The following is a 24,286-nucleotide window of genomic DNA, read 5'->3' on the forward strand; positions in this document are numbered from 1 at the left end:
AAGGTCACCCCAATGGCCGCAACTCCCTCCCGCCTGGGCTGGCTGGACGCCCTGAGGGGCCCCGCCGCCCTGGCCGTGGCACTGCACCACTCCGCCTGGACGTTCATCCCGGGGGTCTGGGGCGCCGTGGACGGCAGGATCGACGTCGGCACGTGGGGCGTCTTCGTGTTCTTCATGGTGAGCGGCTACATCATTCCCGCCTCCCTGGAACGCCGCGGTGACGTCCGTGCCTTCTGGATCGGCCGGGCCTTCCGCCTGCTGCCGCTGCTGCTCACCGCCATCGTGCTGGCGCTCCTGCTGGGGTGCCTCGGCGTGTTCGATCTCCATCCCGGTCTGGGTCTGCGGCCCGTGCCCGTCGTCGTCCTCGGCAACGTGACGATGCTGCAGGAACTGCTCGGCGTGCCCGCCGTCGTCAACGTGATGTGGACCCTGTCGTACGAAATGGCCTTCTACCTGCTGACGGTCGGGCTGTTCGCGGTACGGCAGGCGCGGCGGTCGGCCGCCGTCGCGGTGGCTCTGGCCCTGGCGGCTGTGCCGCTCGGGATCCTGCTGCCCAAGGCGCTCATCAGCGGGCGAGCCGATCTGCTCGCCGTGCTCCTGGGCGGTGCGACACTCGTGGCGATCGTCGTGACCGCGTGGGCGAGCGGACTGAAGCGCAGGGTCGCCGCGTTGAGCGGCGGCGTCCTCGCCCTGGTGCTGGTCGTCCTGGGCAGCCGGATCGGCGCCTGGCAGGGATTGATCATCTTGGCCGTCATGTTCGCCGGCACGGCCGTCCACCGCGCGGAGCAGGGGACGATCCGGTGGCGTACCGCCATCGGCGTCGTGCTGACGGTGCTGGCCTGCGGGATCTTCGCCAAGGACGATCCCGGTTGGGCGCCCGCGCTCCTGCTCGCCGTCGCGTTCTTCTTCGCGGCCTTCGCACTGCGGCACCGGCGGTTCCCCCCGGTGGTCACCCACCTCGGAGTGATCAGCTTCTCGCTCTATCTGCTCCACCCGCTCCTGCTGCGGCCGAGCCCGAATCTCCCGCTGTTCTTCCTCGTTCTGGTGCCGCTCGGCCTTCTCACCTACCACCTCATCGAGGCTCCCGCCCAGCGCCTCGGCCGGCGGGCGGCGGCCAGGGCGCGGACCCCGCTCTCCACATGACCCTCTGTGGATAAGCGTCTCTGTCCACAGAACGGAGTTCGGCCGGCATTCGCCGGATGCGATCGGCGCAGTCTGGGACCTCCAAGCGTTCCGAGGAGGATCCGTGAAGATCACATATCCGGTGCCGGCCGAGACCACGACCGTTTTCGTCGTCGTGACCGAACGCACCCCGACAGAGCTGTCCTCGATCGTGCCGTGGCGGATGGGGCGGCCGCACCGGCGGGCGGCGATGGAGGTGCTCGGCACGCCACGGCTCGAACTGGACGCGTTCCGGGCCGCGCGGTCGCCGTGGCGGCGGATGGACCTCGACGGTGACGAGATACGCGGACAGGTGCGCAGGGCCCGCCACCACATCGTGGTGTCGAGCACCGCCCCCGTGACCGCCCAGCCGGAGGCGGCACAGATAGCCCGGGCGGCAGCGCGCGGGGTCGCCGAGGCCTACCACGGGACGATCGTCGACCCGCTCACCCGCACCGTCTTAACCCACTGCCCGGAATGCCCCGGGGAGCGGCAGGAGTTCCGGCTCGGCGACGACTGGCTGGGCTGGGCGTCGGAGACCGGCGAGCCCGCCGCCTGCCCGCCGGGTGACCCGGCCGCCGCCGGGCTCTGCTCGTGTCCGGGGGTGAGGAGCCGGGGTCTGCGCCGGTTCGGTTTGCCAGAGATCATGCTGGACGGCGCCGCGTGCGCGCACGGCCTCTGCGCGGTCGACATCCTGCTCGCCGTGGCCGATCGGCTGCTGACCGGCCACCTCGACTGGGTCACGGGTCATCCGGACGCCTCGTCCCGGACGATCGGCGAGCACCTGCGGATCGGCGAGGCGGATTTCGCGGTGTTCTCCGGCAGCCCCGACCTCGATGGCGAGCCCTTCCGCGTACGGCTCACGCGAGACGCCGCCGACCGGTCCTGCCTGCGCGTCGGCCCGCCGGACGGCTTCGGCGGCGCGGTCGCCGACCGGCCCTGCCGTACCGCCGGCCTCCTGGCCGCATGAACTACGCCCGGCGTCGCCTCCCACGCGCGGGGTCACGGGAGGCCGCCCACAGGACCGCCACTCCCAGACCGAGCAGCAGGCCCCAGCGGATGTGTGCGGACGCCAGGTCCTGGGACCGCAGGGTGAACAGGGCGAGCGGTCCTGGCAGCGCGAAGATCCCCAGAAAGCCTGCGGCGACGGCTGTGGACACCACCGTCCCTGGCTCGCTCTGGCCGTACCGCCGTGCCGCCAGGGCGGCCGTCGACAGCCCCGCGGTGAGCAGCGCGGCGAACTCCAGACTCGACCAGAGCAGCCACACGGCGGGGATCCACGGTGCCATGACGAGAAGGGAGATACCCCAGACCGGGACCGCCCAGGCGAGGGTCAGCCACATCCGGAAGATCGTCCGGGCGCGGAGCGTCGTGGGAGACGACGCTACGATCTCGGCCGCCGCGTCGTCCAGCGCGAAGACGCCGCCCAGGGTCAGCAGGACCGCGATGGCACGCAGGGACCAGACCCCGGTTTTCCACGAGGTGTCGTCGTCCCACGGCCAGGCGAGCAGCACCGTCACGACGGCCGTGACCAGCGCCGCGGGCTGCCACCGGGTCAGCCGCCCGCTCATTCCGGCCAGCTGCCGGAACTGTGCCCGTCGGGGCCCGTGGGAAGCGGCCGAGATCGGGATCGAGGAGGTGCTCATGGGATAGTCAGCGTCCCCGCGACGGCGGAGACGACCACGGCCGCCGCCCCGACGGTCAGCCACAGCGACCGGCGGGAGGGCCGGGCCAGCATCGCCAGGGCGGCGGCTCCCAGGCACATGCCGAGCAGGTAGACCGCGTGCCAGCCCGCGGATCCGGGTCTGAACCCCATGGGCGCGAGGAAGGGCTCGGGCCCCCAGAGCGCGAAGTCGACATAGAAGCCCAGCAGGTAGAGGGGGCCGGCTTCCTCGCCGGGTGCCGCGCCGGCCGTGTCCAGGTGCTGGTTCACCCGGATCAACGCGACCATGACGAGCAGCGGCGCGCCCGGCCACGGCAGCCACCTGGCCACCGCGATCCCGAGCAGGCAGGCACCGAGCAGGTTGAGCGGCCCGCCCGCCAGCTCCGCGATCGTCGGATATCGCTCCAGCCGGTTGTCCGTCACCAGGTAGAGACCCAGCAGGGCCGCCTGGCCCAGGACACCCGCGAGGAACGGGGCGAAGGCGGCCAGGCACAGTCCGCCCGCCCGGTCGGCCCAGCCCCGGGGGAGCACCCTCAGGAGCTCCTCCGTACCGGCGCGGCGCGAGGCCGAGGCGACCAGATTCGCCGCGAAGAAGAGCGGCACTCCCCAGAACATGGTCATGGGTGAGGTGAGCGCGGTGAACGCCGGCCGGGGACCGTCCCATCCGGTGGTCGCGACGTTGAGGATCCACAGCGCCGTGCCGAGCAGGCTCAGCGGATGGCACAGCAGCCGGCGGCTTTCGTTCAGCGCGAGCGTCGGCAGGATGCGCGGGCGGGCACCGCCGCGGACGAGAGACGTGAGGTCGTTCATCGTGTCGCCTCTTCCGGCAGGCCGCCGAGCAGCAGCAGGTAGCCGTCCTCGATGGTCGGCTCCACCAGGCGGCTTCCGCCCGGCGCGTCGCCGAGGTTGCGGAAGAGGCCGTCGCCGGTGCGCCACGAGAGCATCCCGGCCTTCTGGTCCGACAGCCAGGTGTGGCCCTCGGCGAGGGCGCGCAGCTCGGCCGGAGTCCCCTCGAACGCCTGACGGCCGCTCTTGAGCACGACCACCCTGGCGCACAGCGCCGCCACGTCCTCGGTCTGATGGGTCGAGAGGATCACGGTACGGTCCTCGCCGATCCGGGAGATCAGCTCTCTGAACCGGAGCCGCTGCTCGGGGTCGAGACCGACCGTCGGCTCGTCCAGAAGCACCAGCGCGGGCTCGCCGAGCAGGGCCTGCGCGATGCCCACCCGTCGCCGCATCCCGCCCGACAGGGTGCGGATCTTCTTGTGGCTCACGTCCGAGAGGCCGACCTCGGCCAGGACGCGGCGGACTTCGTCATGCCTCGCCCGCCGGTCCACCATCTCCTTCAGGATCGCCACGTAATCGACGAATTCGAAGACCGTGAACGCACGGTGGTAGCCGGTCTCCTGAGGGAGGTAGCCGAGTCTGCGCCGGATCGCCGCCGGTTCCCTGGCGGGGTCCGTGCCGAGGAGCCGGATCGTCCCCCCGTCGGGGGCCAGCGCGGTCGCCAGCAGACGGATCAGCGTGGTCTTCCCCGCGCCGTTAGGGCCGAGCAGACCGGTCACGCCCCGGCCCGCGCTGAACGACAGACCGTCCAGCACACGGCTCCGGCCGTAGATCTTCGTCAGGTCATCGACGACGACGTTCATGAGAACTCCCTGCGCCCCAAGAACAGGAGCACTCCGGAAACGACAGTGGTGATCAGGTAGGCGAGCTGTTCGGCGCCGCCGAACATCGCCAGGCTCGGCGCGTGCAGGTTCGTCAGGACGACCCCGGTCAGCCAGAGCGCGGACACCCCGGCGGCGGCCTGCACCGGCTCGAACCATCGGGACAGCAGAAGCGACAGGGAGGTGAGCGCGAGCGCGGGCAGCAGCCAGCCGACCACCGCCCAGGTCTGCCCCAGGAAGGCGACCCCGACGACGAGCGCGGGCACCACCGAGGTGATCAGCACGGCCGCCGCCCGCAGCAGCGTCACCCTGAACGCGGAGTACGGCGCCACCAGCCCGATCTCGTACGCAGGGTCGGCGCCCCGGCCGAAGGCCAGGCCCACCCCGAGGACCGGCACGATCGGCGCCAGGGCGAGGAACCCGATCATGCCCCACTTCGTCGTCTCCCCGGCGGCGAGCGCCGCGAAGAACAGCGCCAGTGAGGCGCCCGCCAGCCATGGCAGCCGGAGTGATTGCGCGGCGGCCAGCAGGCGGGCGACGTGATGGCGTACGCCGACCAGGCGGAGCAGCCGTTCGAACGGCCCGGGCGCGGGCGTGTCGACGATGTCGACGACCTCGGACCAGATCCGGTCGAGCCGGGTCTGGGGTACCCGAGGCGCGAGCAGCTCCCGGCAACTCGCGCATGCCGGCAGATGTGCCTCGACGGACGCGGCCGTGGTCGAGGAGAGGCGGCCTTCGGCGTACGCCACCGCGAGGCCGTCGTCCATATGCCAGCCCGACAGCCGGCCCGGGTGCCCGTCCGTGCGCGTGTCCCTGTTCGTGCCCGTGTGCGCGTCCCTGTTCGCGTCCCCGGGCCGGTTGGTGCGCTGGTTCATGCCAGTTCCTCCCTCAGCAGGGACTTGGCGCGCATTATGCGCGTCTTCACGGTTCCCACGGGGATGCCGAGCAGCTTCCCCGCCTCCCGGGTGGTGAGGCCGTCCAGGATGGTCGCCTGGACCACGGCCCGCAGTTCCGGCGAGAGCGTGTCCAGCGCTCTGCCCAGCTCGCCGTACTCGATCCCGAGCAGCACCTGGTCCTCGGCGGACACCACGGTCGGCTCCAGGGTCGGGGACATGACGTGGGGCTTCTTGCGCAGCAGGTCCAGCAGCCGGCGGACGCCGATGCCCCAGATCCAGGCGGCCACCTCGCCTCGGCCGGTCCACGTGCGCGCGGTGCGCCAGATCGCCACGAAGGTGTCCTGCACCGCCTCGTCCACGACGGCCTGATCCGCGCATCGCCGGGTGAGCCGGATGACCAACCACGGCGCGTGCCGGGCATAGATCACTTCCAGGGCACGCCGGTCGCCGTCCGCGATCGCACGTAGCAATCGCGGGTCATCCCATTTTTCGTGTTCGTCCATCACTCCTGCCCGGCGGCCGGGTCTCGACAGTCTCTCGGTCACTTGTCGCGCCGGCATCTGCGAGCGGTTCACGCCGGCTCGTGAGCGTAGCCTCCGCGGCCGAATGAACCTGAAACGGGCGAGAGGCCGACAAGTGGGACATGATGCGCAAATTTGTGCTCCTGATCGGGTCGGCCGTACTCTGCGCGGCCGTCGCCTGTTCGACCTCCCGGCCGCTCGACGCACCGCCCGGCGCCGGAAAGGTACTGATCGATGCCGACATGGGAGAGCTCAACGACGATGCCCAGGCACTGTTCCTGCTGGCCGCCGCCGATGTCGAGATCCTCGGTCTCACCACGGTCGGCGGCAACACCTGGCCGGAGGAGGGCACCGCGCACGCACTGCGGCAGCTCGAACTGATCGGCAGGGCGAGCGTTCCCGTGGTGACCGGTGACACCGCCATGCCCGTGCTCCGGCAGGAGGACAGGTCCGGCTACCGGGGCGCGCTGGACCGGCCACGGCCGAGTTCGCACCGCTCGCTGCCCACCCCGCCGTACGGCGGATACGCCGCGACCGAGCCCGCCGCGGGACGCGCGTCGGACTTCATCGCCGAACAGGTGCGGCGGCATCCCGGCGAGGTGTCGTTCTTCATGCTCGGCCCGGCCACCAACCTGGCCCGAGCCGTACGCGACCATCCGGACATCGTGCCCCTGATCCGTGAGGTGGTCATCCTCGGCGACGACGCGGAAAGCGAGGAGTTCAACCGGTGGTTCGACCCCGACGCCTCACAGGTGGTCTTCGACGCGCCCTTCCCGCGCAGGCTGGTCGTTCCGCTTGAGGTGGCGGACCCGCTCGTCATGGACCGGGAGGCCTACGAACGGGTGGTCGCGGCCGGGGACACTCCGGTCACCCGGCTTTTCGAGGCGGTGGAGGGACCGCGGTTCGCGGCCGAGCCGGACCATCGGGTGTTCGTCTGGGACGCGGTGGCCGCCGCGGTCTTCCTCCGCCCCGAGATCGCCACGGACGCCGACGGCCTGACCGTGCGCGCCGTGGACCACGACCGGTTCTGGGACGTCTACGCCGAACTGCTCACTCGGCCAGGTGGTCGTCCGGCGAGGAGCGGGCGATCTCGCTGAGAACGGCCAGCGCGTGCGCCAACGTCTCGGCCGGGGGAGACGCGAGGCCGAGACGGACGGCGTTCGGGGCCCGGTGGTCGCCGACCGCGAAGGCGGCCGCGGGAGTCACCGCGATGCCGTGCCGTGCGGCCGCGGCCACGAACGTGTCGGCCCGCCACGGCGGCGGGAGCTCCCACCAGCAGTAGTAGGAACGCGGGTCGCCGTGCACCGAGAACTCGCCCAGGTGGCGTGCGGCGATCTCTTGCCGGGTGGCGGCGTCTCGCCGCTTGCCGCGGGACACCGACTCTGTGACTCCGTCGATCGACCATCGCGTGGCCGCCTCCAGTGCGAACCGCATCGGCGTCCAGCCTCCGGAGTGCAGCGCCGCGGTGACGCCGACCGTCAGCGTCTCGGGAACGACGGCGAATCCGACGGTCAGACCGGGCGCGAGCCGTTTGGAGAGGCTGTCGACGACGATCGTGTGCTCCGGCACCCAGGCGGCGAGCGGAGGCAGGTCGTCGCGGAGGAACGACCAGACCGTGTCCTCGATCGCATAAACGCCCAGCCGGGCGAGTACGCCCGCGAGCTCGGCCCGCCGTTCGACGGGCATGCTGAGTGACAGCGGGTTGTGCAGCGTCGGCTGAAGATAGATCGCCTTCAGCGGAGCCTTGCGCGCGGCGGACGTCACCGCGTCGGGGACCAGCCCGGCCTCATCGACGGCCAGGGGGACGAGGGTGACCCCGAGCCGGCCGGCGATCGACTTGAGTACCGGATAGGTGAGCTCCTCGACGCCCAGCCGTGCGCCTGGGGGGACCAGCGCGGCGACGGCGGCCGCGATCGCCTGACGGCCGTTGCCGGCGAAGAGCACCGGCGCCGGGTCCGGCCGCCAGCCTCCGCGTGCGACCAGGTCGACGACGACGTCGCGGGCGAGTGGAGTCCCCGCCGCGCCGATCGGCCGCATGGACGACAGCAGGACGTCCGGTCGCAGCAGCGGTCTCATGGCGTCACCGAGCAGACCCGCCTGCCCGGACACGACGGGATGGTTGAGTTCGAGATCGATCCTGCTGCCGCTGGGCTCGGCGAGCGCGGGCGCGGGGTGCCGGGCCGAGGCCCGCACGAAGGTGCCGCGGCCGACTTCGCCGACCGTCAGGCCGCGGCGATTCAGCTCCTTGTACACACGGGCGGCGGTCGAGGCCGCGATGCCGTGCCGCCGGGCGAAGTCCCGCTGGGGAGGCAGCCGGTCGCCCGGTCGCAGCCGGCCGGCGGCGATCTGCGCGGCCACCTCGTCGGCGATCTGCCGGTAGCTCTCCATCGACATCTCCTCGGTAGCCGCGAAAGCAATCCAAACACAGAATTGCACCGAGTGCAATATTGAATATTGCACTCGAATGGGCTCGAAGAATACGCTGAGGAAATCGTGGGGCGCGTCGCGGAAGGGGACGACGTCGATGGTCGAGTGGAGTGCGATCCTGGGCGTCGTGTCGATAGCGCTGGGAATGGTGCTGTCTCCCGGCCCGAACATGATGTATCTGGTCTCGCGGAGCATCGGTCAGGGACGCCGGGCCGGGATGATCTCCCTGTGCGGCGTCGTGGCGGGATTCCTCGTCTACCTGGTCGGTGCGAACCTCGGGCTGGCGGCGCTGTTCGGCGTGTTGCCGGACATCCTCACCGTGATCAGGCTGGCGGGAGCCGGTTATCTGCTGTGGCTCGCCTGGAAGACCGTCAGGCCGGGCGGCCTGTCGGTCTTCGCCGTACGGGAGGTGCCCGACGATCCGCCGCGCCGCCTTTTCGCGATGGGCCTGATGACGAATCTGCTCAATCCGAAGATAGCGATCCTGTACATCTCCGTCATTCCGCAGTTCATCGACCTGGGAAAAGGGAACGTGCTGCTCCAGGGAATCGCCCTCGGCGGTCTCCAGATAGCGGTGGCGGCCTCGGTGAACCTGTCGATCGTGCTGGCCGCGGGCGGCGTGGCGGGCTTCCTGGCGCGGCGGCCCGTCTGGCTGCGTGCCCAGCGGACCGTGATGGGGAGCATGCTCGGAGTGCTCGCCCTGACGCTCGCCCTCGACACCGGCGGAGGTGCTCCGCGGCCCGGTCACGCCGCGGTGGAGTCGACGGGCCGGACGGGAGGTGTCCGGCACCTCGACGGGCCGACCGCCGCGACCGTGCCCGGGATCACGCGGAACGCACCGCCGCCGCGCCGGTGACGCGGCGGCGAGAACGCTCAGAGCAGGTGGTCGTCGGGACCCTCGTGGTCGTGTTCTTCCTCTTCATCGAGGATGCCCTCGGACGGCTCGACGCCCAGCATGGCCTCCCTCGGCTCCACCTCCTGGACGTGTTCGACGAGGCCGAGCACGTGGGCGGGCTCGATGAGCCACTGCAACGCCGCGGCGCCGGTCTCGTCGGAGCCGACCAGTTCGATCTGCTCTTGGCGCTCGGCGTCGTCAAGCTCCGCCTCCGGGTTGCGGATCTCGGCCAGCGCCGCCGCCTGCAGCGCGTCCACATCGAGGACCTCGACCACCAGGTCGACGGTGAGGCGCAGGTAGCGTCCCGTGTCCGTTGCATCGCTCATGGTGATTGATCCTATCGGCAGACGTCAGGGCAGTTTCCACTCGACCGGCGCGGCGCCCTGCCGCTCCAGCAGTTCGTTGGCCCGGCTGAACGGCCGGGAGCCGAAGAACCCGCTGCGCGCGGACAGCGGGCTCGGGTGCGGGGACTCGATGCATGGTACGGCGCTGCCGAGCATGGGCCGCAGGTTGCGGGCGTCGCGACCCCACAGGATGGCCACCAGCGGGCCGCCGCGCGCGACGAGCGCCGTGATGGCCTGCTCGGTGACCTCCTCCCAGCCCTTGCCCCGATGGGAGGCCGGCTTGCCCGGCATCACCGTCAGCACCCTGTTGAGCAGAAGCACACCCTGCTCCGTCCAGGGGGTGAGGTCGCCGTTGGACGGCGCCGGATGTCCGAGGTCGGCCGTGTACTCCTTGAAGATGTTGACCAGGCTCCCCGGCAGCGGGCGCACGTCGGGGGCGACGGAGAAGCTGAGGCCGACGGGGTGGCCGGGGGTGGGATAGGGGTCCTGCCCGACGATCAGCACGCGGATCTCGCTCAACGGCTGCTGGAAAGCGCGGAGCACCTGTGACCCGGCGGGAAGGTACTGGCGTCCGTCCGCGATCTCCTGCCGGAGGAAGTCGCCCATTGCGGCGATCCGCCCCGCGACGGGTTCGAGGGCTTCGGCCCAACCGGCTTCCACGACTTCGTGCAACGGACGTCCTGCCATGGTCGGGCACTCTATCGGCTTTTGGCGTGCCGTACGGCAGGGACGGGAAATAAAGATCGGATGCCCGCTTACCCCCGTAAAGCGGGCATCCGATGTGCTTGGGCCGTTTGACCGGGCTTACCGCACCGTGCCTTACCCCGCCCGCGCCCTACTTCACCGATCCGGCGAGCAGGCCCTGGACGAAGTACCGCTGGAAGGCGAAGAACAGCACCAGCGGGATGATGAGCGACAGGAAGGCCCCCGGGGCGAGGATGTCCACGTTGGTGCCGAACTGTCGCATCTGAGACTGAAGTGCCTTGGTCATCGGCTGGTTCCCGCTGTCGGCGAAGACGAGGGCGACGAGCAGGTCGTTCCAGACCCACAGGAACTGGAAGATCCCGAGTGACGCGACCGCCGGTTTGGCCAGCGGGAACACCACGGTCGCGAAGATCCGCCACTCCGGTGCGCCGTCCATCCTGGCCGCCTCCAGCAGCTCGCGCGGGATGCCGACGAAGAAGTTGCGCAGCAGGAAGATGGCGAACGGCAGGCCGAACGCGACGTGGAAAAGGACCACGCTGACGATCGAGCCGAAGATCTCGAGCGTTCCGTACAGCTTGGCGATCGGGATCAGCGCGATCTGGATCGGCACCACCAGCAGGGCGATGACGAGCAGGAAGATCGTGTCCCTGCCGGGGAAGTCGATCCAGGCGAACGCGTAGGCGGCCATCGCCGCGATGGCGATGATCAGCAAGGTCGCCGGGACCGTGATCAGGACGGTGTTCCAGAACGACGAGGTGAAGCCGGAGGCCAGCAGGTTCGAGTAGTTCTCGAAGGTGATCTCGGCCGGTTTGGTGAACAGCGTCCACCAGCCGGATGAGTTGTTGGCGGTCTCGTCGCGCATCGACACGATGAGCAGCCCCAGCGTGGGCACCAGCCAGAACACCGCGACGAGGACCAGGAACACCTGGACCACGCCGCCGCCGATCCGGTCGACGACGCGACCGGCGAGGCCGCGCTCGATCCCGGCCGCCTGCCGCGGCTCGGTCGCAAGCGTTGTCATCGCTCGTCCCTCCTGAACCGGCGGATGTTGAAGATCATGAACGGCACCACCAGCACCAGCAGGAAGATCGCGAGTGCGCTTCCCAGACCCTGGTGGTTGCCGCCGCCGAACGACACCCGCCACATCTCCAGCGCGATCACGTTGGCGTTGGGCTGCACCGAGCCCGGAGCGATGATGAACACCAGGTCGAAGACCTTCAGCACGTTGATGATCATCGTGACGAAGACGACGAGAAGCACCGGCGAGAGCAGCGGCACCGTGATCCGGCGGAACACCTGCCACTCGGTCGCGCCGTCGATCCTGGCCGCCTCCAGCGCGTCCCGGGGGACCGCCGACAGCCCGGCCGCGATCAGCACCATCGCGAACCCGGCCCACACCCAGATGTAGGCGCCGATGATCGCCGGAGTGATCAGGGTCGGGCCCAGCCAGGTCAGCCCGTTGAACGGCGCCGCGAAGTTCGACTGCGGGAGCCGTACGGTGTAGGACCCGGCGGGCAGGCCGGTGAAGCGGAAGGTGCCGTCGGCCGCCGTCTCCGTGGTCGCGGTGACCTGGCCGCCGGAGACCGCCTCGACGGTGAGGCCTTCCAGGCCCTTCTCCTGCCCGTCGACCTGGTTGACCGTGCCGCCGCCGCCGCGCACGACGTCGAGCCAGACGGTGCCGCCGATCCCGTCGCCGGGCGGCGCCGCCGCCGGTTTCGCCGGCGTCGCGTCCTCGACCGAGTCCGGCGGCAGGCCGACGAGCGGGATCAGCACCGTCTGGCCGGGCTCGGCCGGCTGCCGGAGCGTCACAGTGCCGTCCTCCTGTGCGACCGCCGGCGCCTGGTCGTTGTCGCGTGGTCGTGCGCCCGGATAGCCCTGACCGGAGGAGAACGTGTCGTGGACCGTGGTCAGCACGGCGTTGGCCACGCCCTTGTCCGGGTCCTGCTCGTAGACGAGCCGGAAGATGACGCCGGCGGCGAGCAGGGAGACCGCCATCGGCATGAACAGAACCAGCTTGAACGCGGTCGCCCAGCGGATCCGCTCGGTCAGCACCGCGAAGATGAGCCCGAGCACCGTCACCACCAGCGGGGCCACCACGACCCAGATGATGTTGTTCCTGATCGTCGTCAGCGTCGCGGAGTCGGTGAAGATCGATGTGTAGTTGCCCAGCCCGACGAAGCGCTCACCCGGGGCGTCGTAGAGGCTGCGGAAGATCGAATAGATGACGGGGTAGACCATCCACACGCCGAGCAGGAGCAGCGCGGGCAGCAGGAACAGCACCGCCAGCGTCGGCGAGGGGCCGAGCCGTGCCCGTACCCTCCCGGTGCGGGTCTCCACGGGGGGTTTCACCGCGGCGGTCGTCTCCGCGGGGGTCGTCTCTGGCGGGTCGGTCTGGCCGGGGGAGGCCCCGGCGGCGGAGGTCTCGCCGCCGCCGGAGGCCTGCGGGCCGTCGAGCCGTTCGGTCACGGCCTTCCTCCCACTACTTCTTGAACGCCTTGGCCGCGTCCGCCTCGAGCTTCTCCTGCGCGCCCTTCACGTCGGACGGATTGCGCAGGAAGTCCTGCAGTTGCTTCCACTCGCCCTTGCCGTCCGTGCCGCCGAAGGCACTGGGCGCGAGGTCCGACATGTCGTACCTGACCGACTCGCCGGCCGAGATGATCGTCTGGGCGAGCTGCTTTGTCAGGTCGTCGGGGTAGTTGTCGGGCGAGACGTTACGGTTGGGGGACAGGTAGCCGGGCAGCTTGGCCCAGATCTCGCCGCCCTCCTTGGAGGCCAGGAACTCCAGCAGCGCCTGCGCGCCCTTGGAATCCTTCAGCGCCACCGCGACGTCGCCGCCGAGCACGACCGGTTCGGTGTCGCCGACCTTCGGGAACGGCATGATCTTGGCGTCCTCGCCGATCTTCGCGCCCGACTGGGTCGCCGAGGCTGCGACGAAGTCGGCCTCGATGACCATGGCGGCCTTCTTCTGGCCGTAGACCTGGGTGACACAGGTCGGGAAGTCGGTCTGCAGCGCGCCGGACGAGCCGCCGAGCATGAACTCCTTCTTGCCGAAGATCTGCGCCATCTTCTCCAGCGCCGTGGTCACGGTCGGGTCCGTCCACGGGATCTCGTGCTTGGAGAGCTTGTCGTAGTTCTCCGGGCCGGCGCTGGAAAGGTACACGTTCTCGAACAGGTCGGTGAGCGTCCAGCCGGAGGCGCCGCACAGCGCGAACGGCGCGATGCCGGAGTCCGACAGCGTCTGCGCGGTCTTGCCGATCAGATCGTCCCAGCTCGTGGCCGGCTGCGCCCCGGCGTCGTCGAACGCGCTCTGGCGATACCAGATGAGCGACTTGTGCGCGGCCTTGACCAGCACGCCGTACACCTGGCCGTTGGCCGAGCCGAGATCCTTCCAGTACGGCGTGTAGTTCTGGTCGATCTGCGCCTGCACCTCGGCGGACAGCGGCTTGAGCGCGTTCTCGTCGGCGTACTGCTGGACCAGGCCCGGCTGCGGCAGGATCGCGATGTCCGGCGGGTTGCCGCCCTGGATGCGGGGGCCGAGGTAGGCGCCGGTGTCCTCACCCGTCGAGGCGTAGGTCACGGAGGCGCCCGTCTTGTCCTGGAACGCCTTGAGGACCTGCTCGAAGTTGGACTGCTCGTCGCCGGTCCACTTGGCCGCGACCTCGATCGAGACGCCCTCCAGCGGCTTGGCGGCCGCGGCGGCGTCGCCGCCGCTGGAGGCGCTCGCCTGGCCGGCGGGCTCGTCTCCGGCGCCACCGCCGCACGCCACGGCGGCGAGAGCGAGCAGTGCGATCGGGATGGGGAGTTTGCGCATCATCTATCCTCCGGGGTGGATGACCTCGCCGAGCCCCTGTTTCAGGTCGGCGACGGCTTCGTCAACGGGTGTGCCGAGGGTCAGCGCCGTGGACACGGTGCTGGAGATCACCAGGCTGACCTGGTTGTAGTCGGGGGTGACCGGCCGCGGCCGTGCCGACAGGATCGACTCCTTCAGCACGGGCAGGTAAGGAAAGCGTTCGATCAGCTCAGGATCGTCGTACAGCTCGGCCCGGACCGGGGGGAAGGACCCCTCGGTGAGCACGAGCCGCTGGATCTCCGGGCCGGTGAAGTAGCGGATGAAGTCGAGCGCCGTCTTCTGGCGCTTCGAGTACGCGCTGATCGCGAGGTTGAGCCCGCCGAGCGCGCTGGACCCCGGGCCGTCCGGTCCGGGCAGCCTGGTCACCGAGAACTTCCCGGCGAGCTCGGAATGCGTGGCCGGGCCGTACGCGTGCGGCCAGTTGCGGGCGAACAGCAGCCGCCCCTCCTGGAAGGCGAGCCGGGACTCCTCCTCCTTGTACGTCAGCGCCTCGCGGGGGATCCATCCCTCCTCGACGCCGCCGACGAGGAAGTCGAGCGCGGTGCGCGCGGTGCCGAGATCCAGGGTGACGCCGCGGGCGTCCGGGCTGAGGATCGATCCGCCCGCGGACCGCACGGCCTCCGCGAAGTTCACGGTCAGCCCCTCGTAGGGGAGGAACTGCCCGGCATACCCCCCGATTTGATACTTCGCGCCCAGTCGTCGGGCCTGATCGCGTAGCTCCGCCCAGGTCCTGGGCGGTTTCAGCCGCTCCTTCTTGAGGATGTCGGAGCGGTAGTAGAGCAGGCCCGCGTTGCTCACGTACGGCGCGGCCCACAGCCGGTCGTGGTAGATCGCCGTGTCGGCGACCCCCCTGAGCATCTTGTCCAGCGGAAACTGGCTGCGGTCGAGCGGCACGATCCAGCCGGCGTCGGCGAACTCCGCCGTCCAGACCACGTCGAGCCCGAGCACGTCGTACACGTCGCTGCGGGCCTGCAGGTTGGCGACCATCTGGGCACGCTGCTCGTCGGCCGCCTCCGGAAGCTCCAGGAGCGTCACCGGTTCGTCGGGATGCGCCTGGTTCCACCGCTCCAGCAGCGGCCTCAGATAAGCGGTGGTGTCCCGGCCGATCGCCAGTGTGATCGGCCCGGTGCCACCGGTCCCGTCCCCCGCCGATCCGCCGGCGGCCGTGTCCGCGAACCCCGCGCATCCGGCCGCGAGCAGAGCGGCCAGCAGGGTGACGGCTCGGCGAACCACATGGCCTCCATGTGTCTTGCGGATCTTCCGAACGGGGATCTGCCGGATGCCGGCCTCTCGGCGCCGGCCGCGATCGGTGCTCAGACGATTGGTCTTACATACATGTTAGGTAGATGCATGCATGTTATGCATAGCGATAATGTGAGAGTCAACGCTGAGGCCGATAACGCTCCGGTAACTGCTTTCCGACGGCTGGGGGTGAGCGCGTGCGGCAGTCGCTGCTGGCGCTCCTTGCGAAGGAACCTGCCCATGGATACGAACTCAAACAGGCGCTGGAGGCGATCTTCGGCAGTGCGTATCCTTCGCCGAACATCGGCCAGATTTATGTGACGCTCGGGCGGCTGGAGAAGGACGGGTACGTACGGTCGGTCGGTGTCGAGCAGTCCAACCGGCCGAACAAGAAGGTCTATTACATCACCGCCGCCGGCCGGGAGGCGCTGCTGACCTGGGTGGAGGAACCGACCGAGGGCCCCCGGGTCCGCGACGAGTTCTTCATGAAGCTCGTGCTGGCCCCGATGACCGGGCTGTCCGACCGGATGGCGCTGATCAACCGGCAGCGCCGTCACTACCTGGCGCTGATCAGGGACCTGGACGAGCTGGCCGAGCGGACCGATCCCGGCAACCGCGTGTCCCTCCTGCTCATCGAGGGCGCCATGCTCCACCTGCAGGCCGACCTCGACTGGCTCGAACGCTGCCAGGAGGAACTCCCGTAATGCCCTCCACCCCCACCCCCACCGTGATCTTGCGAATGCTCGCAGAAAACGCCGTGACCGGCGCTCCCACCTGTCGTGATCTTGCAGAAACTCGCAGCACACCCCTCCCACCTGCGACTATGCCATACGTGATCTTGCAGTTGGGGCGAACGCCATGACCACGGCACCCGTGGTCCGGGCGGTCAACCTGGTGAAGATCTACCAGTCCGGACGCGGGCTTCCCGTACCGGCCGTGCGAGGTGTGGACCTCGCCGTCGAGCCCGGCGAGTTCGTCGCGATCATGGGACCGTCCGGGTCGGGCAAGTCGACGCTCGTCCATCTGCTCGGCGGCCTCGACACGCGCACCAGCGGCGAGATCTGGCTGGACGGCAAGCGCGCCGACACGCTCTCCGAGAGCGGCTGGGCCGTGCTGCGCCGTCAGAAGATCGGGTTCGTCTTCCAGTTCTTCAACCTGGTGAGCAACATGACGGTGGCCGACAACGTGGAGCTGCCCGCGCTCCTCGGCGGCGCGTCGCCCAGGCACGCCCGCGAACGGCGCGAATACCTCCTCGGCGAGCTGAACCTGACCGATCGCGCCGCGGCAGCGCCCGCCCAGCTCTCCGGCGGGGAGCAGCAGCGCGTCGCGCTCGCCCGGGCGCTCGCCAACCAGCCGAGGCTGCTCCTGGCCGACGAGCCGACCGGAAACCTGGACAGCCGCAACACCCGCGACGTCCTCAGGCTGCTGGGCCGGGTCCACCGCCAGGGCCAGACGATCGTGCTGGTGACCCACGACGCGCGTGTGGCCGGCCTGGCCGACCGGGTGGTCTGCCTGCTGGACGGCGAGATCGTCGACGACGGGGCCGTCACCACACGGCGCCGCCGCCCGGGCGGCACGGCGGGCGACGTGGTGGAGCTGCGTGGCTAGTCCCATGGGCGTGTGGAGGGGCGCCGAGGGGAGGTGGATCCGGGCGGACCTGCGGGCCCGCCGGGGGCAGGCGCTGCTGACCGTGCTCACGGTGGCCGGGATCGTCGCCGCGCTCATCGCCGCGGCCACCCTCCTGGAGGACGGCACCAATCCCTGGCGCGGCCTGTTCGAGCGCGGCCGCGGCGCCCACATCTGGCTCCACACCAAGGCCGTCCCCGACGTCTCCGCGCTCAAGAGCCTCGACGGCGTCGGCGACGTCGCCGGGCCGTACCACAGCGCCCCCGCCGCTCTCGTCGACGGCGGCCGCAAGGTGCCGATCTCGCTGCAGGAGGCGCCCGCCGCGCTTCCGACGGTCGCCCGCCCCCTGCTCCGCGAGGGCCGCTGGCTCGATGTACGCCGTCCGGAGGGGGTGGTGGTCGAGCGGTCGTTCGCCCGCGCGCTCGGCCTGCGGCCGGGCAGCCCGTTCACCGTCACCGGCCTGAACGGCGCCACGCACACGCTCACCGTCGCCGGGCTCGCGGACAGCGGCGATCACGGCTTCTACCCGGAATGGGCGCCCGGCCTCGCCTGGACGCTCGGGCAGACGCTCACCACGGTCGAGCCCGCCCCCGGCCGCACCGAGACCGTCACCGGCCTGCGGCTGTCGGATCCCGCCCTGACCGATCTCATCGTGCAGCGGGCCGTCTCCACCCTCCGCGGGCAGGTGCAGCGGGTCACCACGTGGCGGGAGGTCAGGGCGGCGATGGAGCTGGACAACCGGCTGCTCGGCCTGCTGCTCGGGCTGTTCGGCGTGGCCGGCCTGGTCGCCGCCGCGCTCGCGCTCGCCAACGTCGCCGGCGGCCGGGTCCTCACCCAGCTACGCGACCTCGCCACGCTCAAGTCGCTCGGGTTCACCCGCGGCCAGGTCACCCGCGTGCTGCTGGTGGAGCACGGCGCGCTGGGACTCGCCGGCGTCGCGCTCGGCGTGGTCGCCGCCTGGCTGATCACCGCGTACGCGCTGCGCGAGACCGTCGTGGTGCCGCTGTCCCCGGGTCCGCATCTCGCGATCATCGCGGGCACGGTCGTGGTCGTGCTGGTGGCGGTCTGGCTGCCGGCCCGGCGCGGCGGCCGTACCCCGCCCCTGCCCGCGGCCCCGGCAGCGCCGCCCCGGGGGCGGCTGTCGCGGCTGGCCCGGCTCGCGCTGCTCGTACGGCTGCCGCCCGCGCTGGTGCTCGGCGCGCGCGACGCGTTCACCCGGCGGACGCCGGCGCTGCTCACGGTCTGCGGGGTGGCGATCCCGATGATGATGATCTCTGTGGGGCTCGGCTGCTGGGCGACGCTCGACGACTTCATCCGGCATCCCGAGAGCGTGGGCCAGGCGGCGGCCCTCACCGTACGGCCCGGCGACCTGACGGCGAAGGAGACACGGGTCCGGGTGATGGCCGAGCGCGACGTGGTCGCCGCCTACCCGGGGGCCGAGCTCGACGCCCTCGTGCCCGGACAGACCAGGACGGTACGCACCCGGGCGCTGGGCACCTCGGCCGATCCCTATCCCTTCCCCGTCGCGGAGGGGCGGATGTTCCGCGACCGCGGCGAGGCCGTGGCCGGACAGGGCCTGCTCGACCTTCTCGGCGCGCGCATCGGGGACCGGATCCGCATCACGGTCGGCGGCACTCCGTTGATCGTGCGGATCGTGGGCCGGGTCATCGAGCCCGAGCAGGACGGCGAGGTGCTCTCGCTCGGCATCGACAGCCTGGCGGCCAAGGACGCCGTGCCGCCGCGGTTCTACGCCCTGGTTCTGCGGCCGGGGGCCGACCCGGGGGAGGCGCGGGCCCGGCTGCAGGCGCAGAGCCTGGAGGTCGCGCAGGCGGTGAACCCGGCCGACCGGCTCGCGGTGATCCGTGTGATCATCGTCGCGCTCGTGGTCGTGCTGGCCCTGATCGGCCTGGCCAACCTGCTGACCGCCGGCGCGCTCGGCCTGCGCGACCACGTGCTCGACCTGGCCGTGCTCAAGGCGATGGGCCTCACTCCGCGCCAGGTCATGGCCACGCTGGTCACCGGCACCGGTCTGCTCGCCGTGGTCGGGGTGCTCGCCGGCGCCTGCGCCGGGGCGCTGTGGTCGCGGGCCCTGATCGACATGGAGGGACGGCACAGCGGGGTCGGCGCCGGGATCGGCCGGGCGCCGACCCCGGGAATGCTCGCCGCGGCGATCGGCATAGCGATCGGCGCCGCCCTCCTGGTCGCGCTGATCCCCGCCCGCCGGGCCGCCCGGGCTCGGATCCCGGTCACGGCCCGCTGAGCCGGGCGTTCAGTCCCGGTTTTCCAGAGAGAACCAGTAGAAGCCGTAACCGGGGAGCGTGAGCCGGTAGGGGCGGTCGCCGATCACGGGGAACGGCACGCCGCCGCGGCACTCCACCGGGGTCATGCCGCTGAACCGGCGCAGGTCGAGCTCGACGGGCTGGGCGAAGCGCGACAGGTTGTTGACGCACAGCACCCGGTCGTCGCCCTCCTCGCGCAGGTAGGACAGCACGCTGAGGTTGTCCGACCACAGCTCGGTGTAGTCACCGGTGCCGAAGATCGGGTGCTCCCGGCGGATCTGCAGCATGCGCCGGGTGAAGTGCAGCAGCGACGACTCGCTCTTCGTCTGCGCCTCGACGTTGACGGCCTGGTAGCCGTACACCGGGTCCATCACGGCCGGCAGGTAGAGACGGCCGGGGTCGGCGGTGGAGAAGCCGGCGTTGCGGTCGGGGGTCCACTGCATGGGGGTACGGACGGAGTCCCGGTCCTCCAGCCAGATGTTGTCGCCCATGCCGATCTCGTCGCCGTAGTACATGACCGGTGACCCCGGCATGCTCAGCAGCAGCGCGGTGAACAGCTCGATCTGGTCCCTGTCGTTCTCCAGCAGGGGCGCCAGCCGTCGCCGGATGCCCAGGTACGCCCGCATCCGGGGATCCTTGGCGTATTCGGCGTGCATGTAGTCGCGCTCCTCCTCGGTCACGGTCTCGAGTGTCAGCTCGTCGTGATTGCGGAGGAAGATGCCCCACTGCGCGCTCTCGGGCAGCTTGGGGGTGACGGACATGATCTCGGAGATCGGCTCCCGGCTCTGCCGCCGCACCGCCATGAAGATGCGCGGCATCAGCGGGAAGTGGAACGCCATGTGGCACTCGTCGCCGCCCGTGGTCGGGTCGCCGAAATACTCCACCACGTCCGCCGGCCAGCCGTTCGCCTCGGCGAGCAGCACCCGGTCGGGGTAGAGCCGGTCCACCTCGGCCCTGACCCGCTTCAGGTAGGCGTGGGTCTCGGGCAGGCCGGCGCACGAGGTGCCCTCGCGCTCGAAGAGGTACGGCACGGCGTCCAGCCGGAAGCCGTCGACGCCGAGGTCCAGCCAGAACCGGATGACCTCCAGCATCGCGTCCTGGACATCCGGATTGTCATAGTTGAGGTCCGGCTGGTGGTGGAAGAACCGATGCCAGTAGTACTGGCCGCGTACGGGGTCGTACGTCCAGTTGGACTCCTCGGCGCCGATGAAGACGATCGGGACGTCGGCATAGCGGGTCGGGTCGTCCGACCACACGTAGAAGTCGCCGTACGGACCGTTCGGATCCCGGCGGGACTCCTGGAACCACGGGTGCCGGTCGCTGGTGTGGTTCATGACGAGATCGGTGATGACGCGCAGGCCACGCTCGTGGGCGACCTCGATCATCTTGACGAAGTCCCCCAGATCACCGAACTCCGGAAGGATCTTCAGATAGTCAGATATGTCATATCCGCCGTCTCGCAGGGGGGACTCGTACAGCGGTAGCAGCCAGAGGCAGTCGACCCCCAGCCACTTGAGATAGTCCATCTTCTCGATCAGCCCGCGCAGATCGCCGGTGCCGTCGCCGTTGGAGTCCTTGAACCCGCGGACCAGCACCTCGTAGAAGACCGCCCGCTTGTACCAGTGGGGGTCGGCCGGGGTCAGGTCGCCGGGGGAGGCCGGAACACATTCCGGGCATGGCGAAGCAGCGTTCATCTGGTCTCGCTCGAAGACTCGAAAGGAGGGGAAGGCGCGTGGTCAGGTCAGCACCCGGGCTCTGGGCTCACGCCGCCTTCTTGGCGATTATTTGGGCAAACCTAGCACCTAACCTGGGCTGACCGTAATCACTTACACCTACTCAACAGGTAGTTTTTACCTGCTTACGATTGATCACGTACGGTGTCCCCGGTCCACGCATTCACGGCTTTGCCGATGATGCGTTTCGTGTGCGGATGAGTACATATCGTGGTGGCTCCTGAGCGTCCGAGCGTGGAGGCCGAGCGGGTTCGGAGGCGACGATGTGTCCCGGCCGTGACAGTCACGTGCGCATGACGATCGCCAGATGGACAAAGAGCGGGTACCCGGCCGAGGAGGAGCCGTACCGTGCCTTACGCCGCGTCAAGCCGCGGGTGGATCGCCGGCGTTCCGGCCGAGGCTCACGCCGAGGCTCCCGCCGGCGACAGCAGCGGCTCGGCGGCGGCGCGAAGCTCCCGGCTGAACGGCGCCGGCCGCAGCGTGCCGGGGTCCAGGTTGACGTTGACGCGGTAGCCCTCCGCGTGAACCACCGAACGATCGGCGGAGAGCACCCGGAAGCCGTACAACGCGCTGGTCCGGCCGATGCGCTCGATCCAGAAGTGCACCAGTGGCTCGCCCACCCCGGTGATCGGCGTGTTGTAGGTCACCTTGAACTCCCGGACGGCCAGGAACACGTCCTTGAACGACGAACGGGTGGGATCGGACGCCCAGCCCAGCCTGTGCCAGTACGCGACGACCGCGCGTTCGACCAGCAGGGCGTAGCGGGAGTTGTGCAGCAGACCCATGGCGTCGAGATCGTCGAAATGCACCTGGACCGGCTCGAAGTGTCCACCGTCTGTCATGTCAGTCCTCCGGGAGCAGTGAGGGGTCGGCGCACAGGCCGCGCAGGCGCTGCAGTACGGTGCGGCGGGCGTGGGTGAAGGCGAGCTGCTCGTCGAGCAGCCGGGAGTGGGGGACGGCCGCCTTACCGAGTGCCTCGATCTCGTAGGCCAGTTGCGCCGGGTCCACGCCCCGGTCGAGCTCGCCGAGTGCGACGGCCTCCTCCACCAGGCTCCGGATGAACGCCTCCCAGTCGTGCAGGGCCTGCACGACGCGGGTCCGGACCGCTCCGGGGTGGTCGTCGAACTCGGCCTGGACCGCGAGGAAGAAGCAGCCGCCGGGCAGTACCCGCTCGGCGTAGAACCGCAGCCTCGCCTCGTGGAGGGCGAACAGCCGTCTGACCCCTGCGGGCGCACGCAGGGCCGGCACCACGATGTGCTCCCTCCACTGGCGTACGGCCCAGTCCACCGCCTCGAGCTGCAGTTCCTGCTTGTCACGCCAGTGCGCGAAGAAGCCGGACTTGCTGATGCCGATTTCGGCGGCCAACCGTCCCAGGGACAGCCCGTCCAGGCCTTCGACCGAAGCCAGGCTCACCGCCTGCGCGAGGATCGTCTCGCGGCTGCGCTGCCCTCTCAGCCTGCGCCCATCCTGTGTCATGACGACAGACTATATGAACGACCGGTCGTTCATCTATATGTCGTGGATCACACGTCGCCTGTCCGGTCGTTCTGCTAACCGTTTGCCGGAGTCGGACGGCCGGCGCGACCTGGGGCTCTATTCGGTCCAGGGCGGGGTGAGGTCGCCGAGCGCGTCCTCGTAGTCGGTCAGCCAGGAGCCGAAGAGCGCCAGCGAGCGCAGCCAGAACCGGGAGTTCCATGACCCGAAGGCGGTCAGCGCGTCGGGTCCGCCCGCGACCACCTCCAGCATCTGGGGCGACAGCAGACCGGGGATCGAGGCCGCCTTCGTCAGCATGCGGTGGTTCCACTCCCGCGCGACCGGGCCGTTCGACCGCAGCGGCACCCGGCGGTGCGGAAGCGCGCCGTTCGTCGACGGCAGTGTGGCCACCCGGGGATTGGCCGCCCGCAGGATCTCCCGATAGAACCTCCCGCCCTCCTTCTGGTCCACCGGCACGGACAGCGCGGCGTCGAAGAAGTCCGGATGCAGGAACGGGAAGACCGGGGTGACCTCCGGACCGACGAGGTTGACCGGGGAACGGGCGATGCCCCGGGCCGTCCGCGTGTGGAGCACGCTCAGCGGGAGTTCGGCCCGATGTCCATGCAGCATCGAGGTGGCGGTGGCGAAGGCCGTACGGACCCGGTCGTCGATCCAGGAGAGGGCGGCCTCGCCGAGCACGGGCAGGTGCGCCTCACTGGTCGAGAGGGCGGTCAGCAGCGACTCGCGCCGCGAGGCGCCCGTCCCCGCGCCCACGGCGTCGGCGGTGATGAGGAAGTTCTTCATCAGCGGCCCGCCGGCCAGGCCGTCGATCACCGGCCGTCCGCCGGCGTGGACCTCCCGGGCGAAGGGGGAGTACCACGCGTGATGACTGGTCAGGTATTCGAGCCGACGAGCCACCCAAAGAGCCTCTTGTGGGTATTTTTCGGCATATTGCGGCACGATCCGGTGGGGGATGCCCAGCTCTCTCGTGACGTGGCGGGCGAAGTCGATGTCGTTGTCGAGCCCGTCGTCCGGGCTGGTCGTCCACGACTCGACGTCGATCCCGGCGGCCACCGCGACGCTGGCCAGCAGCCGCGAGTCGTACCCGCCGCTCACCGGCACCAGCACCCGGTCGTACGGCTTGAGCGCCTCGTGGAGCAGCGCGACGAGGTCGCCCCCGGTCAGCTTGCGGTCGACCTGCTCCTCCCGCACCCACCGGGGGGCCCGCCGATCGAGGCGCAGCCGCCGCCCGGTCCGCGACCAGGTCAGCGCGGTCGCCCCGGGCAGCCGCCTGACCTGGCGGTACGGCGTGTCCTCCAGCAGCGGGTAGGTCAGCTTGAGTATGGCCGCCCAGGCGTCCCAGTTCACCTCGTACGGCCGGCGGGCCAGCGCGAGCAGCGGTTCGATCAGGCCGGAGAAGTAGACGGCGTCTCCGTCGCGCAGGTAATAGACGTCGACCAGCCCGAACCCGCCGGTGTGCAGGATCACCCCGTCCGGCTCGTCGATCAGCCCGGGAGCCTCACAGCCCTCCGCGACCGACAGCCAGTCGGCCCCGACGCGCCACACCGGCCGCCGGTCGCCCCAGGCGAAGGCCGTCATCGCCGACCCGGCCTCGCTGTACGGCACGAGCGGGTGAGAGCTGAGCAGCGCGACCTCCGTCCCGGAATGCACCACCTCCACGGCCGGCCCCGATCGGGTCAGCAGGTCGAGCCTGGCCTGGTCGAACGGTCCGATGGCCCCGCAGACGTACGGCCTCGCCGCGAATCGCGGCCACTCACCCTTGCGCACGCTTTGTCCTCCCTAG

Annotated in this window: 23 protein-coding genes; 7 read left to right on the forward strand and 16 right to left on the reverse strand. The window is 70.3% G+C overall.

Going from position 1 to position 24,286, the window contains the following annotated elements:
• Positions 1-12: 12 nt before the first annotated feature.
• Positions 13-1,143, forward strand: coding sequence for an acyltransferase family protein (locus ACQP1K_RS06980; protein WP_433500049.1), 1,131 nt, complete (start codon positions 13-15; stop codon positions 1,141-1,143).
• Between the two features lie 103 nt (positions 1,144-1,246).
• A complete protein-coding gene (locus ACQP1K_RS06985; protein ID WP_433500050.1) occupies positions 1,247-2,131 on the forward strand; it encodes a hypothetical protein in 885 nt (294 codons plus the stop codon).
• Between the two features lies 1 nt (position 2,132).
• On the opposite strand, the gene ACQP1K_RS06990 is transcribed toward ACQP1K_RS06985, so the two are convergent.
• Genes ACQP1K_RS06990 through ACQP1K_RS07010 form a run of 5 tightly spaced genes read right to left on the reverse strand, consistent with a single transcriptional unit; the run spans position 2,133 to position 5,890 of the window.
• Complete coding sequence (locus ACQP1K_RS06990; RefSeq protein ID WP_433500051.1) at positions 2,133-2,807, reverse strand: hypothetical protein; 675 nt, start codon at positions 2,805-2,807, stop codon at positions 2,133-2,135.
• Positions 2,804-3,634 (reverse strand): hypothetical protein, encoded by an 831-nt coding sequence (locus ACQP1K_RS06995; protein ID WP_433500052.1) that lies wholly within the window; start codon positions 3,632-3,634, stop codon positions 2,804-2,806. Before ACQP1K_RS06995 ends, ACQP1K_RS06990 begins: the two co-directional genes overlap by 4 nt.
• Complete coding sequence (locus ACQP1K_RS07000) at positions 3,631-4,473, reverse strand: ABC transporter ATP-binding protein (RefSeq protein ID WP_433500053.1); 843 nt, start codon at positions 4,471-4,473, stop codon at positions 3,631-3,633. The genes ACQP1K_RS06995 and ACQP1K_RS07000 overlap by 4 nt, the downstream gene beginning before the upstream one ends.
• On the reverse strand, positions 4,470-5,366 hold the full coding sequence (locus tag ACQP1K_RS07005; RefSeq protein WP_433500054.1) for a zf-HC2 domain-containing protein: 897 nt from the start codon (positions 5,364-5,366) through the stop codon (positions 4,470-4,472). The genes ACQP1K_RS07000 and ACQP1K_RS07005 overlap by 4 nt, the downstream gene beginning before the upstream one ends.
• The gene (locus ACQP1K_RS07010; protein ID WP_433500055.1) at positions 5,363-5,890 is read right to left on the reverse strand and encodes an RNA polymerase sigma factor; all 528 of its coding nucleotides are present in this window, start codon (positions 5,888-5,890) and stop codon (positions 5,363-5,365) included. The genes ACQP1K_RS07005 and ACQP1K_RS07010 overlap by 4 nt, the downstream gene beginning before the upstream one ends.
• Positions 5,891-6,030: 140 nt before the next feature.
• Between ACQP1K_RS07010 and ACQP1K_RS07015 the strand changes: the two genes are divergently transcribed.
• Positions 6,031-7,005: a nucleoside hydrolase gene (locus tag ACQP1K_RS07015; RefSeq protein WP_433500056.1), complete on the forward strand. Its 975-nt coding sequence runs from the start codon at positions 6,031-6,033 to the stop codon at positions 7,003-7,005.
• On the opposite strand, the gene ACQP1K_RS07020 is transcribed toward ACQP1K_RS07015, so the two are convergent.
• Positions 6,959-8,296, reverse strand: coding sequence for a PLP-dependent aminotransferase family protein (locus ACQP1K_RS07020; RefSeq protein ID WP_433500057.1), 1,338 nt, complete (start codon positions 8,294-8,296; stop codon positions 6,959-6,961). The two genes, ACQP1K_RS07015 and ACQP1K_RS07020, sit on opposite strands and share 47 nt — an antisense overlap.
• A gap of 136 nt (positions 8,297-8,432) precedes the next feature.
• Here ACQP1K_RS07020 and ACQP1K_RS07025 point away from each other — a divergent pair, with 136 nt between their 5' ends.
• Complete coding sequence (locus ACQP1K_RS07025) at positions 8,433-9,191, forward strand: LysE family translocator (RefSeq protein ID WP_433500058.1); 759 nt, start codon at positions 8,433-8,435, stop codon at positions 9,189-9,191.
• 17 nt (positions 9,192-9,208) lie between these two features.
• On the opposite strand, the gene ACQP1K_RS07030 is transcribed toward ACQP1K_RS07025, so the two are convergent.
• From ACQP1K_RS07030 to ACQP1K_RS07055, 6 genes are all read right to left on the reverse strand, one after another.
• Positions 9,209-9,556: a hypothetical protein gene (locus ACQP1K_RS07030; RefSeq protein WP_433500059.1), complete on the reverse strand. Its 348-nt coding sequence runs from the start codon at positions 9,554-9,556 to the stop codon at positions 9,209-9,211.
• Between the two features lie 24 nt (positions 9,557-9,580).
• Entirely contained in the window at positions 9,581-10,261 is a 681-nt protein-coding gene (locus ACQP1K_RS07035) for a uracil-DNA glycosylase (RefSeq protein WP_433500060.1), read from the reverse strand.
• Positions 10,262-10,409: 148 nt separating this feature from the next.
• On the reverse strand, positions 10,410-11,300 hold the full coding sequence (locus ACQP1K_RS07040; RefSeq protein WP_433500061.1) for a carbohydrate ABC transporter permease: 891 nt from the start codon (positions 11,298-11,300) through the stop codon (positions 10,410-10,412).
• Positions 11,297-12,745: an ABC transporter permease subunit gene (locus tag ACQP1K_RS07045; RefSeq protein WP_433500062.1), complete on the reverse strand. Its 1,449-nt coding sequence runs from the start codon at positions 12,743-12,745 to the stop codon at positions 11,297-11,299. The genes ACQP1K_RS07040 and ACQP1K_RS07045 overlap by 4 nt, the downstream gene beginning before the upstream one ends.
• 13 nt (positions 12,746-12,758) lie before the next feature.
• On the reverse strand, positions 12,759-14,090 hold the full coding sequence (locus ACQP1K_RS07050) for an ABC transporter substrate-binding protein (protein ID WP_433501505.1): 1,332 nt from the start codon (positions 14,088-14,090) through the stop codon (positions 12,759-12,761).
• Positions 14,091-14,093: 3 nt separating this feature from the next.
• Positions 14,094-15,362: an ABC transporter substrate-binding protein gene (locus tag ACQP1K_RS07055; protein ID WP_433500063.1), complete on the reverse strand. Its 1,269-nt coding sequence runs from the start codon at positions 15,360-15,362 to the stop codon at positions 14,094-14,096.
• Positions 15,363-15,568: 206 nt separating this feature from the next.
• On the opposite strand from ACQP1K_RS07055, the gene ACQP1K_RS07060 reads away from it, so the two are divergent.
• The 3 genes from ACQP1K_RS07060 (at position 15,569) to ACQP1K_RS07070 (ending at position 19,257) form a co-directional block, all read left to right on the forward strand.
• Positions 15,569-16,075, forward strand: coding sequence for a PadR family transcriptional regulator (locus ACQP1K_RS07060; protein ID WP_433500064.1), 507 nt, complete (start codon positions 15,569-15,571; stop codon positions 16,073-16,075).
• Between the two features lie 154 nt (positions 16,076-16,229).
• On the forward strand, positions 16,230-16,979 hold the full coding sequence (locus tag ACQP1K_RS07065; RefSeq protein ID WP_433500065.1) for an ABC transporter ATP-binding protein: 750 nt from the start codon (positions 16,230-16,232) through the stop codon (positions 16,977-16,979).
• Positions 16,972-19,257, forward strand: coding sequence for an FtsX-like permease family protein (locus ACQP1K_RS07070; protein ID WP_433500066.1), 2,286 nt, complete (start codon positions 16,972-16,974; stop codon positions 19,255-19,257). Before ACQP1K_RS07065 ends, ACQP1K_RS07070 begins: the two co-directional genes overlap by 8 nt.
• 9 nt (positions 19,258-19,266) lie before the next feature.
• On the opposite strand, the gene treS is transcribed toward ACQP1K_RS07070, so the two are convergent.
• The 4 genes from treS to ACQP1K_RS07090 form a co-directional block, all read right to left on the reverse strand.
• On the reverse strand, positions 19,267-20,970 hold the full coding sequence (treS, locus tag ACQP1K_RS07075; protein WP_433500067.1) for a maltose alpha-D-glucosyltransferase: 1,704 nt from the start codon (positions 20,968-20,970) through the stop codon (positions 19,267-19,269).
• Positions 20,971-21,410: 440 nt separating this feature from the next.
• Positions 21,411-21,851, reverse strand: coding sequence for an acyl-CoA thioesterase (locus ACQP1K_RS07080; RefSeq protein WP_433500068.1), 441 nt, complete (start codon positions 21,849-21,851; stop codon positions 21,411-21,413).
• A 1-nt stretch (position 21,852) separates the two neighbouring features.
• On the reverse strand, positions 21,853-22,485 hold the full coding sequence (locus tag ACQP1K_RS07085; RefSeq protein ID WP_433500069.1) for a TetR/AcrR family transcriptional regulator: 633 nt from the start codon (positions 22,483-22,485) through the stop codon (positions 21,853-21,855).
• A 117-nt stretch (positions 22,486-22,602) separates the two neighbouring features.
• On the reverse strand, positions 22,603-24,270 hold the full coding sequence (locus ACQP1K_RS07090) for an asparagine synthetase B family protein (protein WP_433500070.1): 1,668 nt from the start codon (positions 24,268-24,270) through the stop codon (positions 22,603-22,605).
• Positions 24,271-24,286 lie beyond the last annotated feature (16 nt).

It is taken from the genome of Sphaerimonospora sp. CA-214678, from assembly GCF_050942215.1.
In the GTDB taxonomy this organism is placed as follows: Bacteria; Actinomycetota; Actinomycetes; order Streptosporangiales; family Streptosporangiaceae; genus Sphaerimonospora.